Annotated in this window: 17 protein-coding genes; 10 read left to right on the top strand and 7 right to left on the bottom strand. The window is 66.6% G+C overall.

Annotation, left to right across the window (positions count from 1 at the left end):
• Window positions 1-58 precede the first annotated feature (58 nt).
• Genes G6N43_RS08080 through G6N43_RS08090 form a run of 3 tightly spaced genes read right to left on the bottom strand, consistent with a single transcriptional unit; the run spans window position 59 to window position 4,493 of the window.
• Window positions 59-1,654 (bottom strand): acyl-CoA carboxylase subunit beta, encoded by a 1,596-nt coding sequence (locus G6N43_RS08080; RefSeq protein WP_083149013.1) that lies wholly within the window; start codon window positions 1,652-1,654, stop codon window positions 59-61.
• A complete protein-coding gene (locus G6N43_RS08085; protein ID WP_083149012.1) occupies window positions 1,651-2,799 on the bottom strand; it encodes an acyl-CoA dehydrogenase family protein in 1,149 nt (382 codons plus the stop codon). The genes G6N43_RS08080 and G6N43_RS08085 overlap by 4 nt, the downstream gene beginning before the upstream one ends.
• Window positions 2,796-4,493 (bottom strand): acyclic terpene utilization AtuA family protein, encoded by a 1,698-nt coding sequence (locus G6N43_RS08090; protein WP_110810255.1) that lies wholly within the window; start codon window positions 4,491-4,493, stop codon window positions 2,796-2,798. Before G6N43_RS08090 ends, G6N43_RS08085 begins: the two co-directional genes overlap by 4 nt.
• 311 nt (window positions 4,494-4,804) lie before the next feature.
• On the opposite strand from G6N43_RS08090, the gene rpmF reads away from it, so the two are divergent.
• The 6 genes from rpmF to G6N43_RS08120 all read left to right on the top strand — a co-directional run bounded on the left by rpmF (window position 4,805) and on the right by G6N43_RS08120 (window position 10,575).
• A complete protein-coding gene (gene rpmF / locus G6N43_RS08095) occupies window positions 4,805-4,978 on the top strand; it encodes a 50S ribosomal protein L32 (protein ID WP_066978450.1) in 174 nt (57 codons plus the stop codon).
• Window positions 4,979-5,047: 69 nt separating this feature from the next.
• Window positions 5,048-5,734, top strand: a complete 687-nt coding sequence (locus tag G6N43_RS08100) for a response regulator transcription factor (protein ID WP_083149203.1) — start codon at window positions 5,048-5,050, stop codon at window positions 5,732-5,734.
• The gene (locus G6N43_RS08105; RefSeq protein WP_083149010.1) at window positions 5,734-7,209 is read left to right on the top strand and encodes a HAMP domain-containing sensor histidine kinase; all 1,476 of its coding nucleotides are present in this window, start codon (window positions 5,734-5,736) and stop codon (window positions 7,207-7,209) included. The genes G6N43_RS08100 and G6N43_RS08105 overlap by 1 nt, the downstream gene beginning before the upstream one ends.
• A 139-nt stretch (window positions 7,210-7,348) precedes the next feature.
• Window positions 7,349-8,725 (top strand): S1C family serine protease, encoded by a 1,377-nt coding sequence (locus tag G6N43_RS08110; RefSeq protein ID WP_083149009.1) that lies wholly within the window; start codon window positions 7,349-7,351, stop codon window positions 8,723-8,725.
• Between the two features lie 29 nt (window positions 8,726-8,754).
• Window positions 8,755-9,300: a MogA/MoaB family molybdenum cofactor biosynthesis protein gene (locus G6N43_RS08115; protein WP_179968024.1), complete on the top strand. Its 546-nt coding sequence runs from the start codon at window positions 8,755-8,757 to the stop codon at window positions 9,298-9,300.
• Between the two features lie 597 nt (window positions 9,301-9,897).
• Window positions 9,898-10,575 (top strand): porin MspA, encoded by a 678-nt coding sequence (locus G6N43_RS08120; RefSeq protein WP_083149007.1) that lies wholly within the window; start codon window positions 9,898-9,900, stop codon window positions 10,573-10,575.
• A 62-nt stretch (window positions 10,576-10,637) separates the two neighbouring features.
• Here the strand turns inward: G6N43_RS08120 and mscL are convergent, their stop codons facing one another.
• A complete protein-coding gene (gene mscL / locus G6N43_RS08125) occupies window positions 10,638-11,060 on the bottom strand; it encodes a large-conductance mechanosensitive channel protein MscL (protein WP_083149006.1) in 423 nt (140 codons plus the stop codon).
• Between the two features lie 136 nt (window positions 11,061-11,196).
• On the opposite strand from mscL, the gene G6N43_RS08130 reads away from it, so the two are divergent.
• Entirely contained in the window at window positions 11,197-11,400 is a 204-nt protein-coding gene (locus tag G6N43_RS08130; protein WP_083149005.1) for a hypothetical protein, read from the top strand.
• A gap of 6 nt (window positions 11,401-11,406) precedes the next feature.
• Here G6N43_RS08130 and G6N43_RS08135 read toward each other — a convergent pair whose 3' ends face one another.
• Both G6N43_RS08135 and G6N43_RS08140 read right to left on the bottom strand, forming a co-directional pair.
• Complete coding sequence (locus G6N43_RS08135) at window positions 11,407-12,048, bottom strand: SAF domain-containing protein (protein ID WP_083149004.1); 642 nt, start codon at window positions 12,046-12,048, stop codon at window positions 11,407-11,409.
• A gap of 61 nt (window positions 12,049-12,109) precedes the next feature.
• Entirely contained in the window at window positions 12,110-12,457 is a 348-nt protein-coding gene (locus G6N43_RS08140; RefSeq protein WP_083149003.1) for an FmdB family zinc ribbon protein, read from the bottom strand.
• A 191-nt stretch (window positions 12,458-12,648) separates the two neighbouring features.
• Between G6N43_RS08140 and G6N43_RS08145 the strand changes: the two genes are divergently transcribed.
• Window positions 12,649-13,224 (top strand): hypothetical protein, encoded by a 576-nt coding sequence (locus G6N43_RS08145; protein ID WP_133056521.1) that lies wholly within the window; start codon window positions 12,649-12,651, stop codon window positions 13,222-13,224.
• Window positions 13,221-14,168 (top strand): HTTM domain-containing protein, encoded by a 948-nt coding sequence (locus G6N43_RS08150; RefSeq protein ID WP_083149001.1) that lies wholly within the window; start codon window positions 13,221-13,223, stop codon window positions 14,166-14,168. The genes G6N43_RS08145 and G6N43_RS08150 overlap by 4 nt, the downstream gene beginning before the upstream one ends.
• Here G6N43_RS08150 and G6N43_RS30400 read toward each other — a convergent pair.
• Window positions 14,165-14,746, bottom strand: a complete 582-nt coding sequence (locus tag G6N43_RS30400) for a 5-formyltetrahydrofolate cyclo-ligase (protein WP_165761840.1) — start codon at window positions 14,744-14,746, stop codon at window positions 14,165-14,167. The two genes, G6N43_RS08150 and G6N43_RS30400, sit on opposite strands and share 4 nt — an antisense overlap.
• Window positions 14,747-14,812: 66 nt before the next feature.
• Here G6N43_RS30400 and G6N43_RS30405 point away from each other — a divergent pair, with 66 nt between their 5' ends.
• Window positions 14,813-15,724 carry a UTP--glucose-1-phosphate uridylyltransferase gene (locus G6N43_RS30405; protein WP_165761839.1) on the top strand — a complete coding sequence of 304 codons (912 nt, stop codon included), beginning with the start codon at window positions 14,813-14,815 and terminating at the stop codon, window positions 15,722-15,724.
• Window positions 15,725-15,747: the final 23 nt, after the last annotated feature.

The following is a 15,747-nucleotide window of genomic DNA, read 5'->3' on the forward strand; positions in this document are numbered from 1 at the left end:
AGGGCGATTTGTGTGCATTTCGGCGCGCTCACCACTCCTGAACGCACACAAATCGCAGTCACATCCGGAAGACGCCGAAGTTCGACGTCCCCTTGATCGGGCCGTTGGCGATCGCCGACAGGCACATTCCGAGCACCGTGCGGGTGTCGCGTGGGTCGATCACACCGTCGTCGTAGAGCCGACCGGACAAAAACATCGGCAGCGACTCCGCCTCGATCTGCGCCTCGACGGCGGCGCGCAGTGCAGCGTCGGCGTCCTCGTCGACCTGTTGGCCGCGAGCCTCGGCGGCGGCGCGGCTGACGATCGACAGCACCCCGGCCAGCTGAGTGCCGCCCATGACCGCGGACTTGGCGCTCGGCCAGGCGAACAGGAAACGCGGGTCGTAGGCCCGCCCGCACATGCCGTAGTGGCCCGCGCCGTAGGAGGCGCCGATCAGCAGGGAGATATGCGGCACGGTCGAATTGGAAACGGCGTTGATCATCATCGAGCCGTGCTTGATCATCCCGCCTTCCTCGTATTTCTTGCCGACCATGTAGCCGGTCGTGTTGTGCAGGAACAACAGTGGCGTGTCGGCGCGGTTGGCCAACTGGATGAACTGTGCGGCTTTCTGCGACTCCTCGCTGAACAGCACGCCGCGGTGGTTGGCCAGGATGCCGATCGGATACCCGTACAGCGTGGCCCAGCCGGTCACGAGCGACGACCCGTAGAGCGCCTTGAACTCGTCGAACTCGGAGCCGTCGACGATGCGGGCGATCACCTCGCGCGGGTCGAACGGCACCCGCAGATCCGACGGCACGATGCCGAGCAGTTCCTCGGCGTCGAACAGCGGCTCTATCGCCGGACCGGGCGCCGGGCCCTGCTTGCGCCAGTTCAGCCGCGCCACGATACGGCGGCCGATGCGGATCGCGTCGGGTTCGTCGATCGCGAAATAGTCGGCCAGACCCGATGTGCGGGCGTGCATCTCGGCGCCGCCCAGCGACTCGTCGTCGGATTCCTCACCGGTGGCCATCCTCACCAGCGGCGGCCCCGCCAGAAACACCTTGGATCGTTCTTTGATCATCACCACGTGATCGGACATGCCGGGGATGTACGCGCCGCCTGCCGTCGAGTTACCGAAAACCAGTGCAATGGTCGGGATGCCCGCTGCCGACAGCCGGGTCAGGTCGCGGAACATCTGCCCGCCGGGGATGAAGATCTCCTTCTGCGTCGGCAGATCTGCGCCGCCCGACTCGACCAGCGAGATGACCGGCAAGCGGTTCTCCAACGCGATCTGGTTGGCTCGCAACACCTTTTTCAAGGTCCACGGGTTGCTGGTGCCGCCCTTGACCGTCGGGTCGTGGGCCACCAGCATGCACTCCACGCCCTCGACGGCCCCGATGCCGGTCACCACGCTGGCGCCGACGGCGAAGTCGCTGCCCCAGGCGGCCAGCGGGCTGAGCTCCAAGAACGGCGAATCAGGATCGAGCAGCATCTCGATGCGTTCGCGCGCCGTCATCTTGCCGCGCTCGTGATGACGCCGCACGTACTTCTCGCCGCCACCCGCGAGCGCCTTGGCATGTTCTGCGTCGAGTTCGGCCAGCTTGGCCGTCATCACCTCGGCGGCCTCGGTGAACGCCGCCGATCGCGAATCGATGGTGGATTTCAGCTTGGTCATGACTGAAACCCAAGGGTTTTGGCGGCCAGGCTGGTGAGGATCTCCGTCGTACCGCCGCCGATGCCGAGGATGCGCATATCGCGATACTGCCTTTCGACTTCGGATTCGGCCATATACCCCAGCCCGCCGAACAACTGCACCGCCTGATTGGCCACCCACTCGCCCGCCTCGACGGCGGTGTTCTTGGCAAAGCACACCTCAGCGATCAGGTTGACTTCACCGGCCAGCTGCCGTTCGACGACATGACGGGTGTACACCCGGGCCACGTCGATGCGCCGCGCCATCTCCGAAAGCGTGTTCTGCACCGACTGTCGCGAGATCAACGCTCTGCCAAACGTTTCCCGGTTGCGGCACCACTCGAGGGTCAGATCGAGGCAGCGCTGCGCGCTGGCGTAGGCCTGTGTCGCCAGGCCGACCCGTTCGGACACGAACGCCGCGGCGATCTGCCGGAACCCTGAGTTTTCCGGCCCGATCAGGTTGGCGACGGGCACGCGGACGTCGGTGTAGGACAGTTCGGCGGTGTCGGACGACCGCCAGCCCATCTTGTCCAGCTTGCGACTGACCTCAAAACCCGGTGTGCCCTTGTCCACGACGATCAGGGACACGCCGCCAGCGCCGGGCCCGCCCGTGCGCGCCGCAGTCACCACGTAGTCGGCGCGCACGCCCGACGTGATGTAGGTCTTGGCGCCGTTGATGACGTACTCATCCCCGTCGCGTTGCGCTTTGGTAGTGAGATGGCCGACGTCGGAACCGCCGCCGGGCTCGGTGATGGCCAGGCTGCCGATGAGATCGCCCGCCAGCGTCGGGCGCACGTACGTGTCGATCAGCCGCCGGTCGCCGGAAGCGATCATGTGCGGCACGGATATCCCGCAGGTGAACAGCGACGCGTACACACCGCCAGGGGAGCCGGCGTAGTGCATCTCTTCGCAGATGACCACCGCGTCGGCCCCGTCGCCGCCACCGCCACCCACCGCCTCGGGAAAGGCCGCACCGAGCAGGCCCGCGTCACCGGCCTTGCGGTGCAGCTCGCGCGGCAGCTCGCCGTCGCGCTCCCACTCGTCGATGTGCGGCAACACCTCGCGTTCTACGAACGCCCGCACCGTCTTTCGGAGTTGTTCCCGTTCCGGGGTGTGCCAGATGCTCAACGAAGCAGCTCCTCGGGTATCTCGATCAACCGGCTGCGCAGCCATTCACCCAACCCCTTGGCCTGTGGGTCGAAGCGTGCCTGATAGGCCACCCCTCGGCCGAGGATGCCCTCGATCACGAAGTTCACCGCCCGCAGGTTCGGCAGCAGATGCCGCTTCACGTTCAGATCGGTTGTCTCAGGCAGCAACTCGCGAAGCTTGTCGACGGTCAGGGTGTGCGCCAGCCAGCGCCAGTGGTCGTCGCGGCGTACCCACACTCCGACGTTGGCGTTGCCGCCTTTGTCACCGCTGCGTGCGCCCGCAACAACTCCCAGGGGCACGCGCCGTGTCTCGCCGGCGACGATCGGCTCCGGCAGCGCGGGCGTCGGAACGTCGGCCAGGTCCAAAGTCTCTGCGGCGGGCGGAATCTCGCTGCGGCTGCCGTCGGCGTGCACCGCGACGTGGTGCACGGCGGAAGCGGGCACATAGGCGGGCTCGAACACGCCGAACACCTGACCGTCGCCCGGTGGCGTGGTGGCGGTGAAGCCCGGATAGCTGGCCAGTGCGAGTTCGACTGCCGCCGAGGAGAATTTGCGTCCGACATTCGCGGGGTCGGGGTCGCGCACCACGCACCGTAGCAGCGCGCTGGCCGCTTCCTCGGTGTCGGCATCGACGTGATCGGTGCGTGCCAGCGTCCACTCCATCTCGGCAGGTTTGACCGTCAGCGTCTCCTCGAGTTGTTTGCGCACGAGCGCGGCCTTGGCTTCGATGTCCAATCCGGTGAGCACCAGCGTCATCTCGTTGCGGAATCCGCCGACGGCGTTGAGCGACACCTTCATCGTCGGCGGCGGCGGTTCGCCCTTCACCCCGCTGATCCGAACGCGGTCGGGCCCGTCATCGGTCAGCTCGATCGTGTCGACCCGCAGCGTCGCGTCGGGATTGGCGTATCGGCCGCCGGTGATCTCGTAGAGCAGCTGCGCGGTGACGGTGTCCACGGTGACGGCACCACCGGTGCCCGGGTGTTTGGTGATCACCGACGACCCGTCGGAATCGATCTCGGCCAGCGGGAAGCCGGGACGAGTGAGGTCCGGTATCTCGGTGAAGAACGAAAAGTTGCCGCCGGTGGCTTGCGCACCGCATTCGATGACGTGGCCCGCGGCGATCGCGCCCGCGAGCCGGTCGTAATCGGTGCGGCCCCACCCGTGATGTGCGGCCGCGGGACCGACGACGACCGACGCGTCGGTGACCCGACCGGTGACGACGACGTCGGCGCCCGCGTTCAGGCAGTCGACGATGCCCCACGCTCCGAGGTAGGCGTTGGCCGCCAGGGGCGTGCCGAGCCCGAGCTCCTCGGCGCGAGGCAGCAGGTCGTCGCCCTCGACGTGGGCTACCGTCGCGTTCAAGCCGAGCCGGTCGGCCAGGCCCCGCACCGCGGCCGCCAACCCCGCGGGATTGAGGCCGCCGGCGTTGGCGACGATGCGGACGCCGCGGTCCAGCGCCGTGCCCAGGCATTCCTCGAGTTGGACGAGGAAGGTCTTGGCGTAGCCACGGTCGGGGGATCTGGCGCGGTCGCGCGCCAGGATCAGCATGGTCAGCTCGGCGAGGTAGTCGCCGGTGAGGTAGTCCAGGTCGCCACCGGTGAGCATCTCTCGCATGGCCGCGAGCCGGTCACCGTAGAAGCCCGAGCAGTTGCCGATGCGAACCGCAGGCGTCACCTGACACGCTCCCCTCGTCATCGAGTGCGGGGCCGACCAACCGGTAGGTTAGCCGCTATCGCCGCCGATAGCGCAGCCAGGGTTGAACTCAAGCCGCCGACCACGACCCTGGGTGCTATCTCGACGGTAGGGCCGACCGTAGCGCCGGACCGGGCGCCCGTGTTGTCCTGCGCATTCTGGGCTGCAGGCCGGCGCCCGCGGCGCATTTTGGAGCAGATACAGGTCACGGGCTATCCTGAAGGGCACTTGCCGACGCCTGACACCTCGCGCGGCTGACGACTTCAGTACTTCTCAAGAGGAGAATCTCGATCATGGCTGTGCCCAAGCGCAGGATGTCGCGTGCGAACACCCGTAGTCGGCGTTCGCAGTGGAAGGCCAAGCGCACCGAGCTCGTGGGCGTGACCGTCGCGGGCCAGCAGCACAAGGTGCCGCGCCGCCTGCTCAAGGCCGCGCGCCTCGGCCTGATCGATCTCGACCGCCGCTGATCAGGGGGAGTGCCCCCGCATCGGCGCGCCTCTCAGGTCACTCTCAGATAGTGGGTTGACACTGTGGCTGTGCGCATACTTGTCGTCGACGATGACCGCGCTGTGCGCGAATCGCTGCGTCGGTCGCTGTCGTTCAACGGGTACTCGGTCGAGTTGGCGCAGGACGGACTCGAAGCCCTCGAACTGATCGCCAGCAATCGCCCCGATGCCCTGGTTCTCGATGTGATGATGCCGCGGCTGGATGGCCTCGAGGTCTGCCGTCAGCTCCGCAGCACCGGCGACGATCTGCCCATACTCGTGCTGACCGCGCGCGACTCGGTGTCCGAACGTGTCGCCGGGCTCGATGCGGGTGCCGACGACTATCTGCCGAAGCCGTTCGCGCTCGAGGAGCTGCTCGCCCGGATGCGCGCGCTGCTGCGGCGCACCTCGCCGGACGACGGCGCGGAGTCGCCCGCGATGACCTTCTCGGATCTGTCCCTCGATCCGGTGACCCGCGAGGTGACCCGTGGGCAACGGTCGATCAGTCTGACCCGTACCGAGTTCGCACTTCTCGAGATGCTGATCGCGAACCCGCGGCGGGTGCTCACCCGCAGCCGCATCCTCGAGGAGGTGTGGGGCTTCGACTTCCCCACGTCGGGTAACGCCCTCGAGGTCTATGTCGGGTATCTGCGCCGCAAGACGGAGGCGGAAGGAGAGCCGCGGCTGATCCACACCGTGCGCGGGGTGGGTTATGTGCTGCGCGAGACCCCACCCTGATGTCGGCACCGAAGTACTCGCCCGAGCCCCGGCCCTCGGCGCAGCCGGCGAGTTCACTATCGCTTCGCTGGCGAGTGATGCTGCTCGCGATGTCGATGGTGGCGATGGTCGTGGTCCTGATGGCCGTCGCCGTGTACGCCGTCGTCTCCCGCGCGCTCTACGACGACATGGACAACCAGCTGCACAGCAGGGCCAGGCTGCTGATCGAGAGCGGCTCGCTGACCAGCGACCCCGGGAAGGCGATCGAGGGCACCGCCTACTCCGATGTCAACGCGATGCTGGTGAATCCGGGACGCTCGATCTTCACCGCCAACCAGGAGGGCCAGACCCTGCCGCTCGGCGATCCCGAGAAGGCCGTCATCCGCGGCGACCTGTGGATGTCGAAGCGGTCGGTCAACCAGCAGCGGGTACTGGCGCTGCACCTGTCCAACGGAAGTTCGTTGCTGATCTCCAAGAGCCTGGTGCCGACCGATCAGTTGCTGAAACGGCTCGGGACGGTGTTGCTAATCGTCGGCGGGGTCGGTGTGGTGGTGGCCGCGATGGCGGGCGGCGCTGTCGCCCGGGCGGGGCTTCGACCGGTGGCGCGACTCACCGAAGCCGCGGAGCGGGTCGCCCGCACCGACGATCTGCGGCCGATCCCTGTCTATGGCAGCGACGAACTCGCCCGTCTCACTGAGGCTTTCAACATGATGCTGCGGGCGCTCGCCGAATCGCGCGAGCGTCAAGCACGACTCGTGACCGACGCCGGCCACGAACTGCGCACGCCGCTGACGTCCTTGCGCACCAACGTCGAGCTGCTGATGGCATCGATGGCCCCCGGCGCTCCCCGACTGCCCGAGGATGAGATGGCGGGTCTGCGCGCGGATGTCATCGCCCAGATCGAAGAACTGTCCACCCTCGTCGGCGATCTGGTCGATCTGACCCGCGACGAAGCCGGTGTGGTCATCCATGAACCCGTCGACATGACCGAGATCGTCGACCGTTCGCTGGAACGAGTTCGCCGCCGCCGCAACGACATTGAATTCGATGTATCCGTGGTGCCATGGCAGGTCTACGGCGACAGCAGCGGACTGGGCCGTGCGGTCCTCAACGTGCTGGACAACGCTGCCAAGTGGAGCCCGCCGGGCGGACGGGTCGGCGTTCGATTGGAACAGATCGACCCCGGCCACGCCGAGCTTGTCGTGACTGATCAGGGTCCGGGTATCCCGCCCGAGGAACGGCGATTCGTGTTCGAGCGCTTCTTCCGCTCGGAATCCGCGCGGTCGATGCCGGGCTCGGGGCTTGGCCTGGCCATCGTGAAACAGGTTGTGCTCAAACACGGCGGCGCGTTACGCGTGGAGTACGCCGACCCGGGCGCACAGCCGCCGGGCACCGCGATCCACATGGTGCTCCCCGGTAGACCGTTGTCCGGCGACACGGACCGACACGCGGGCACGGGCGTGGACTTGCCCGTGGTCAGCGCCGACAATGATTAGCCAGGGAGCGCTGGGGAAGCAAGTCTGTGCGTGTCCCGAAAGTTCTCTAAGTGGATTCTCAGCCCGCTTAGGCAACTTTGACGGTGCGAACGCCGTTGTTCTATTTGCCGGACCACAACAGGAAGAACACCGCAGCGAGATGACCAACCACCCGAGGTATTCGCCGCCACCGCCCCCGGGTCGTCGGCCCGGCGTTCCCGAGCACACCCCACACGGGTATCCAGGTGCGCAGCGGCCCGACCCGTACACGCAGCCCTATGACTGGCGGTATCAGACCCAGCAGCAGCCGCAGCAGAGCTTCCGCGCTCCCTACGACCCCTACCGCGGCGCCCCGTCCGCTGCGACGGGGACCTACCCCCAGATTCCGATGCCGCCTCAAAAGCGTTCTCGCACAGGTGGTTTGATTGTAGGCGCACTCGCCATCGCCATCGTTTCCGCAGGTATCGGTGGGGGCGTTGCAATGCTCGCGCAGCCCGACCAGCCGTCGGCCACGTCGACTCTCAACGGTGCGGCGCCCGGGGTACCTGTCGCCAGCCTGCCCGCCGGTTCGGTGGAGCAGGTCGCGGCGAAGGTCGTGCCCAGCGTCGTCAAGCTCGAGGTGGACCTCGGCAGGCAGTCGGAGGAGGGCTCCGGGGTCATCCTGTCGTCGGACGGTCTCATCCTCACTAACAACCACGTCGTCACGGCCGCTCAGGATGGGCCTGCAGGGCCGGGTGGACCCGGAGGGCCCGTCGCACCGGGCGGTGCGGGCGCCAAGACCAAGGTCACCTTCGCCGACGGGCGCAGCGCACCGTTCACCGTGGTCGGCACCGACCCCAGCAGTGACATAGCGGTGGTGCGCGCCAAAGGGGTGACGGGTCTGACCCCGATCACGATCGGATCTTCGGCCAACCTGCGGGTGGGTCAGGACGTCGTCGCCATCGGGTCGCCGCTGGGCCTGGAGGGGACCGTGACCACCGGCATCATCAGTGCGCTCAACCGGCCGGTCGCCGCGGGCGGCGACATCCGCAACCAGAACACCGTGCTGGACGCCATCCAGACCGACGCCGCCATCAACCCCGGTAACTCCGGCGGAGCGCTGGTCAACATGAACGGCGAGCTGGTCGGCATCAACTCGGCCATCGCCACGCTGGGCGGTGACGCCGCAGGGGAGGCGCAGGGCGGCTCGATCGGCCTGGGCTTCGCCATCCCCGTCGACCAGGCCAAACGCATCGCGGACGAGCTGATCAACAACGGCACCGCCTCGCATGCCTCGCTCGGCGTCCAGGTCGGTAACGACGCGAGCACCGACGGCGCGCGAATCGTCGAGGTCACCAGCGGCGGTGCGGCTGCGGCCGCGGGCCTGCCCAGCGGCGTCGTGGTGACAAAGGTCGACGACCGCGTGATCAACAGTGCCGACGCCCTGGTCGCGGCGGTCCGTTCCCGAGCACCCGGGGACAAGCTCACGCTGACCTATGTGGATCAGTCGGGTAAGTCGCAGACCGTGGAGGTCACCCTCGGAAAGGCCCAGCAGTGACGCCCCCGGCGAGTTCCGGGCCTGCCACCCTGAGAGTGGCCGCGCCGTTGTCTCTGCCTGGATATACGGTTGGCGTCATGGAACAGCCAGGGGAGTTGGTGGGCCGCGCACTGGTCGTTGTTGTCGACGACCGCACCGCACACGGTGACGAGGAGGACCACAGCGGTCCGCTGGTGACCGAACTGCTCGGCGAGGCAGGATTCGTGGTGGACGGCGTGGTCGTCGTCTCGGCTGATGAGGTCGAGATCCGCAACGCGCTGAACACGGCGGTGATCGGCGGCGTCGACCTGGTCGTCTCGGTCGGCGGCACAGGCGTGACCCCGCGTGATGTCACGCCGGAGGCCACCGTCGACCTGCTCGATCGTGAGCTGCTCGGTATCGCCGAGGCCCTGCGCGCGTCGGGTTTGTCGGCGGGCATCGCTGATGCGGGTGTATCGCGCGGCCTCGCCGGGATCTCAGGCAGCACCCTGGTCGTCAACCTCGCCGGCTCCCGCGCGGCGGTGCGCGACGGCATGGCGACCCTTAGCCCGCTGGCCATTCAGATCATCGGTCAGCTCTCCAGTCTCGAGATCTGAAACAGAGCTGAGGGTAGGCTGAGTAGTGTGACCTTCGTCACAATGTGAGGAAGGCGATGCCAGACCGGTCCGATCGCTCGCGCGATGCGGTGAGCAAAATCTTCGGAGACGAGCTAGCTCCGAAGAGTATTGACGATCGCGAAAACGCCGCCTCCGAGGACTCTGCGCACGACCGTTGGCTGCGTGAAAATACGCCGCCACACCATCAGTGAGCTGCGGTTTCTCCCTACGGGTCAACCTGAGCGGCCCTCGCCAGCCGCGCAGCTTCGTTTCCTGGACGGCAAAGCCGGAATCGGCCGTCGAATACCGCCGCTAAGCGGGCCGGTGAGTGCGTTGCGCGCGTGACGCAAGTGGGCAGAGTGGTGTTTTTGGTAACACCCGTCAGGCCAATCGCGATTCTCGCGTTGCCGGGTTGGTGCCCGACCGTTATGTTCCTCGTGTCAACGATGAGTAAGACCTAAGAGCTGCATGTGAGACCTCTCATTTCCCTCTCATGGAGTCTCTGTCTTTCGACTCGTTGACCGCGTGTGCCAGGCACGAACAACAACAGAACACAGTGAGCCCGGTCGGGTAGCTGTCGACATCGCTAGGGAGATCATGAAGGTATTCAGTCGGGTGCTGATTGCGGTGGTAGCGGCCATCGCATCTCTGTTCGTGAGCACTGGCACCTCTCACGCTGGACTGGACAACGAGCTGAGTCTCATTGACGGTCAAGACCGGACGCTGACCATTCAGCAGTGGGACACCTTCCTCAACGGTGTGTTCCCGCTGGACCGCAACCGGCTGACCCGTGAGTGGTTCCACAGTGGCCGCGCCAAGTACATCGTGGCCGGCCCCGGCGCCGATGAGTTCGAGGGCACCCTGGAGCTCGGCTACCAGATCGGCTTCCCCTGGTCGCTGGGTGTGGGCATCAACTTCAGCTACACCACCCCCAACATCCTGCTCGACGACGCGTCGATCTTCCCGGACCTCGGTATCCTTCCGGGTGCTAGCGGGACGATCGGTTCGGGCTTCGCCCCGCTGGGCTCGGTCATCACGCCGAACCTGTTCCCCGGTGTGTCGATCAGCGCCGACCTCGGAAACGGCCCCGGCATCCAGGAAGTCGCCACGTTCTCGGTGGACGTCGCAGGCCCGCAAGGTGGTGTGGCCGTCTCGAACGCGCACGGCACGGTGACCGGTGCTGCCGGTGGTGTGCTCCTGCGTCCGTTCGCTCGGCTCATCTCGTCGGCCGGTGACAGCGTCACCACCTACGGCGAGCCGTGGAACATGAACTAGCACTCTCCCGAGAGCAACAAAGCAGCCCCCGGATTTTTCCGGGGGCTGCTTTCGTATGTCGCTCAGTTTGGGTCGTTGCTTGTGATTTTCGCCGTGTCGGTGCCACGGCCCGGCGTTTCGGCCAGGATGTTGCGGATCTCGGTGAGCAGCGTCAGTTCGGTGTCCTGGGCCTGTTCGACTTCGCCCTTCTTGCGGAGCCTGTTGTACGGCACCACGACCAGGAAGTAGACGACGGCGGCGACGAGGATGAAATTGATGGCCGCCGAGAGCAAGACGTTCAGGTCGATGGTCTGGCCGCCCCCGATGCTGATGCGCAGGATGCCGTAGTCCGATTCGCCGCCCGCGCCGATCCGGTTGATGAGCGGTTGGATGATGCTGTCGGTGAACTTGGTGACCAGAGCCGTGAACGCGGTACCGATGACCACCGCGACCGATAGGTCGACGATGTTTCCCCGGGCGAGAAACTCCTTGAAACCCTTCAACATGCGCGTAAATCCCTCCCTATCCGTCCGGCAATCTGACAACTATCGACGTTAGTCCGGTCGACCGTGCGGCACGTCGAGTCCGGTGTTAGCTTGCGTGCAGAATCCAGGTCGATTCGGGCGGCGGAAAGGGTTTGCGATGCGGAGGCTGTTCGCGGTGGTGACGGCAATGCTGACCGGCCTCTCGGCGGTCACCGCGGGTGCGGCCAACGCGCAGCCGGTTCCTCCGCCGCCGGGACCCGGATCGACCACCGACGAACTGGCCGACATGGTTCTCGATGTGATCGAACACGGTTCACCTGCGGCTCCGACTACCACGCCGCTGCCCCCGCCGCAGCCCTGACCTTTTTCAGTGGAAGGTCAGCGTGACGGTCTGCACCAGCGCCGCGCCCGCGACCTTGTTGGCTGCGTGAGCGGGCAGGGCGACCAGCACCACCCGGTCACCTCGGCTGCCCGCACCTACCGGTTTCTGTGACACCAACACCACCACCGCATCGGTCGCCATGACCTGTGGCGCCACATCGGCTCCCGCGCCAAGCACGTCGACGACGTCGCCGGGGCGGATCAGGTCGAGCAGGGCCGTGTCTTCAAGATGCAGCGGGACGATGCGGGCGTCGGGGCCCACGGTGGAATCGGCGAGTCGAGGACTCAGCAGGCGGACATCGGTGAGCGCTTCGCCGCGGCGGGCCGGCCCTGCCAGCGTCGCGCCGACCACCGCCGCGAGTTCCGTCTGTGAACCGTCGGGAATCGTTGTCGCCAAACGGGTTTCGAGCCGCACATCGTCGACCCCCAGTTCGACGCCCGGTGCCAGATCCCGGGCGGCGACGACGATGTACGTTCGGTCATGCGCGGGGTCGGGCCGAAGCGCCGCCACGGCGGCGAGGATGACGAGAGCGCCTGCCGCGACCCGTCGGGCCGCGACGGTGCGGGACCAGTCCGGGCGTAGGTCAACGATCCGGGCCAAAACCGACGGATCGAGCGATTCCCCCATATCGCCAAACTAGGCAGCCGGCGAGGGAGGTGGCGCGAGCTGACGCCGCGCCTGTGGATAACTAGCTCGACGCCGCAGCGGCGGGCGCCGAACTCGTGGAGCTCGAGCTCGAATCGCTGGACGAGTTCGAGGAGCTGGAACTCGCGGCCGCCTTATCGGACGACGAGGACGAGGACTCCGAGCTGCTGCCGTTCGAGGAGCCGTTAGACGTCGATGCCGAACTCTTACCGGCCTCACGGCTGTCGTTGCGGTAGAAGCCGCTGCCCTTGAAGACCACTCCAACATTGCCGAACAGCTTACGTAGGCGACCATTGCACTTGAGGCAGGTCGTCAGCGCGTCGTCACTGAACGCCTGCACCTGATCGAACCGATCGCCGCATTCGGTGCATGCATACGAATACGTGGGCACGAAAACCTCCGAGGTCGTCAAACTTCTTAGCACTCTACCGGCTCAAGTGCTAGAACCGCTATGTGGGCTCGGTCATTCCCGCCCACCGCACCTGTCCGCCCCCGTCCTCGTCGGCGCTCTCGGGGCCTCGGTCAATGCCCCGCTGAGTTATGGTTTGTGGAATTTTTCGGGGCTCAGGAATGGCGGTGATGATGACTGATCGAGACGGGCAGGGGGGCGGCCTCCGCCGGCGTTTCGCCCAGTTTTCGTCACTGCAAGAGCGGTTCGAGGCCTCTCCTGTCGGCCAGGTCGTGATCAGCGCCCTCGTAATCGCGATCATCGGTGTCGGCGTGGCCTTCAACCTGCCCGAATCGCCGATCAAGCGGACTCTCGATCCGGTGGTCGGTCCGGCTGCGACCGCGACCTATATCAACCAGCAGTACGCGCTGTTCGCGCCGGACGTTCCCAAGCGGACGGAGACGGTCGAGGTTCAGGTGTTGATGGACGACGGCACGATCCGCGGGTGGACCATGCCTGATCGCGACCGTGCGATCGGCGGATTCGCCTATGTCCGCTGGCTGAGACTGATGAATTTTGCGGTGACCAGACCGGAGATACGACCCGGCATCGCGCGCTGGGCCGCCCATGAGGTCGCCGGACCGTCCGAGCGACCCGTCCAAGTCGCCATGGTGCTTCGCGTCCAGAACCTGCCCCCGCCCGGCGAGAACATTCGAGGAGCGACCGCCATGAAGGTCCTCTACTCCGAAGACCTCACAGGACAACAATGACGGATTCGACCAGCCCGCAGCGATCGGGGATCGCAGCGGTCATCGCCGCTTGGCGTGCGTTCTGGTTCGCACCGCAACCCGCTCACACGCTGGGCCTCGTCAGGATGGTGTTCGGTGCGTTGACGGTCGGTTGGGCATTGGCGCTGCTGCCTGACCTCTACAACCTGTTCGGCGAGGACGGCGTCGCGCCGGAGCCCACGCATTGGGCCTACCAGTGGGGCCTATTCGAATTCTTCAGCAGCGACCGAGCACTCTTGATCGGTTGGGCCGTGCTGTTGCTCGCGGCGATTGCACTGACCGTCGGATGGCACAGCAGGCTCGCGGCGATCATCGTGTTCGTCCTGATCCAGTCGTTCGTCCAGCGCGACCGTTGGGTCTTCAACGGCGGCGATGCGTTGATGAGCATCGAGGCCATGTTCTTGGCGCTGTCCTCCTGCGGGGCGGCGCTCTCGCTCGACCAGCGTCGGCGGACCGGCTCGTTCTGGTCGGCCCAGACCCGCGCGCCGTGGGTCCTGCGGCTGCTGCAGGTTCAGCTGTCGCTGATCTACCTGGTGAACGTGCAGGCGAAGCTGGCCGGCGAAGCATGGCTGGACGGCTCGGCGGCCTCGTATGCCTGGCGAGCGTGGCCGCTGCACACGGCGCCGGAGTGGTTGACGGGCAACGCATTACTGTCCAATGTCGCCACCTGGGGCACGATTGTCATCGAGCTGGCGATCGCCGTTCTGGTCTGGAACCGGCGGTGCCGGCCGTGGGTCTTGGCCATAGGCGTGGCGTTACACCTGGCGATGATGACCACCATCAGCGTCGGCTTCCACAGCCTGGCGATGTTCGTGCTGTATCTCGCGTTCGTTCCATGGGAGAGAGTGGCTGAACTGCCGGACAAGCTCGGGCGGAAACGGCCGACACCGGTGAAGGATCCTGAGCAGGCAGGCGGGGGCGACTAGCGGAGTCTCACGAGTCCGCCGTGCGGGGTCAGCGCGTGGGTCACGGGCACATCGTGCGGTTCGGCGGGCAGGTGATCGACGAGTTCGTCGTCGCGCACGAGCGCGACCAACCGAGCCGCCGCATCCGCCAACGCAAGGGACCGATCGTAGAAACCCGCGCCGCGGCCCAGCCGGACACCGGCGCGGTCGACCGCGAGGGCGGGCACGAGGATCACCGAGGCCTCGGCCACCGCGTCGGCGCCCAGCCACGGCGGCGCGGGCTCGCGTAGCCCGTAAGGCGCGTCGACGAGTTCGCCGGGGCGGTACTCGCCCCACTGCATCGGCTGCGGGTTACCCGCGTCGTCGCTGCGGGCCACGGGCAACAGCACCCGGCCCCCACGCCGATGGAGTGCATCGATCAAATCGGGGGAGCCGGGCTCGGAACCCACCGGCACATAGGCACAGACGGTTTCGCCATCGATGGCCAACACCGCGACGTGACCGATGAGCGCCTGCGCCTCGGCGTCGTGCTCGCGCGGTGTCAACGCGCGACGAGCAGTCAGGATCGCCGCCCGCAGTTCGGCCTTCGATCGCTGCACTACACCGCCTCCAAACACCGGGGCCTCGGGACATTGCGCCGCCACAGGGACACTAATGTGTGAACGATGACACGGCCTGAGGTACCAATTCCGCGTACCGCTGTCGTTCCTGCGGCAGGTCTGGGAACGCGATTCCTGCCCGCCACGAAGACGGTCCCGAAAGAACTGCTGCCCGTCGTGGATACACCGGGCATCGAACTGGTGGCCGCGGAGGCAGCCGAGGCGGGCGCCGAACGGCTCGTCATCGTGACGTCCGAGGGCAAGGACAGCGTGGTCGCACACTTCGTCGAGGACCTCGTCCTCGAGGGCACGCTGAAAGCGCGCGGCAAGCACGTGATGCTGGAGAAGGTGCGCCGGGCTGCCGAGCTCATCAAGGTCGAGTCGGTGGTCCAGGCCCAGCCGCTTGGCCTCGGCCACGCGGTCGGCTGCGTCGAAAGCGTCCTGACACCCGAGGACGATGCGATCGCGGTCCTGTTGCCCGACGACCTCGTGCTGCCGACCGGCGTGCTGGAGACGATGTCGAAAGTCCGTGCCAAGCGCGGAGGTTCGGTGCTGTGCGCCTTCGAGGTGCCGCCCGAGGAGATCAGCGCCTACGGCGTATTCGACGTCGAACCCGTCGCCGACACCAACAATCCGAACGTGATGCGGGTCAAGGGCATGTACGAGAAGCCGAAGGCCGAGGACGCGCCGTCGCCCTACGCCGCGGCGGGCCGCTACGTGCTCGACCGCGCGATCTTCGATGCGCTCAAGCGGGTTCCACGAGGTGCAGGCGGTGAGATCCAGCTGACCGACGCGATCGCGCTCCTGATCAACGAGGGCCATCCGGTCCATGTCGTCGTGCATCGCGGTGCTCGACACGACCTCGGAAATCCCGGCGGGTACCTCAAGGCTGCGGTTGACTTTGCGTTGGAGCGCGACGACTACGGGCCCGAGTTGCGGCGGTGGTTGGTGGAGCGCTTAGGGCTGGTCGATTGCTGACACGCAACGATCGCCCCGACACC

Source organism: Mycolicibacterium moriokaense, assembly GCF_010726085.1.
Classification (GTDB): Bacteria; Actinomycetota; Actinomycetes; order Mycobacteriales; family Mycobacteriaceae; genus Mycobacterium; species Mycobacterium moriokaense.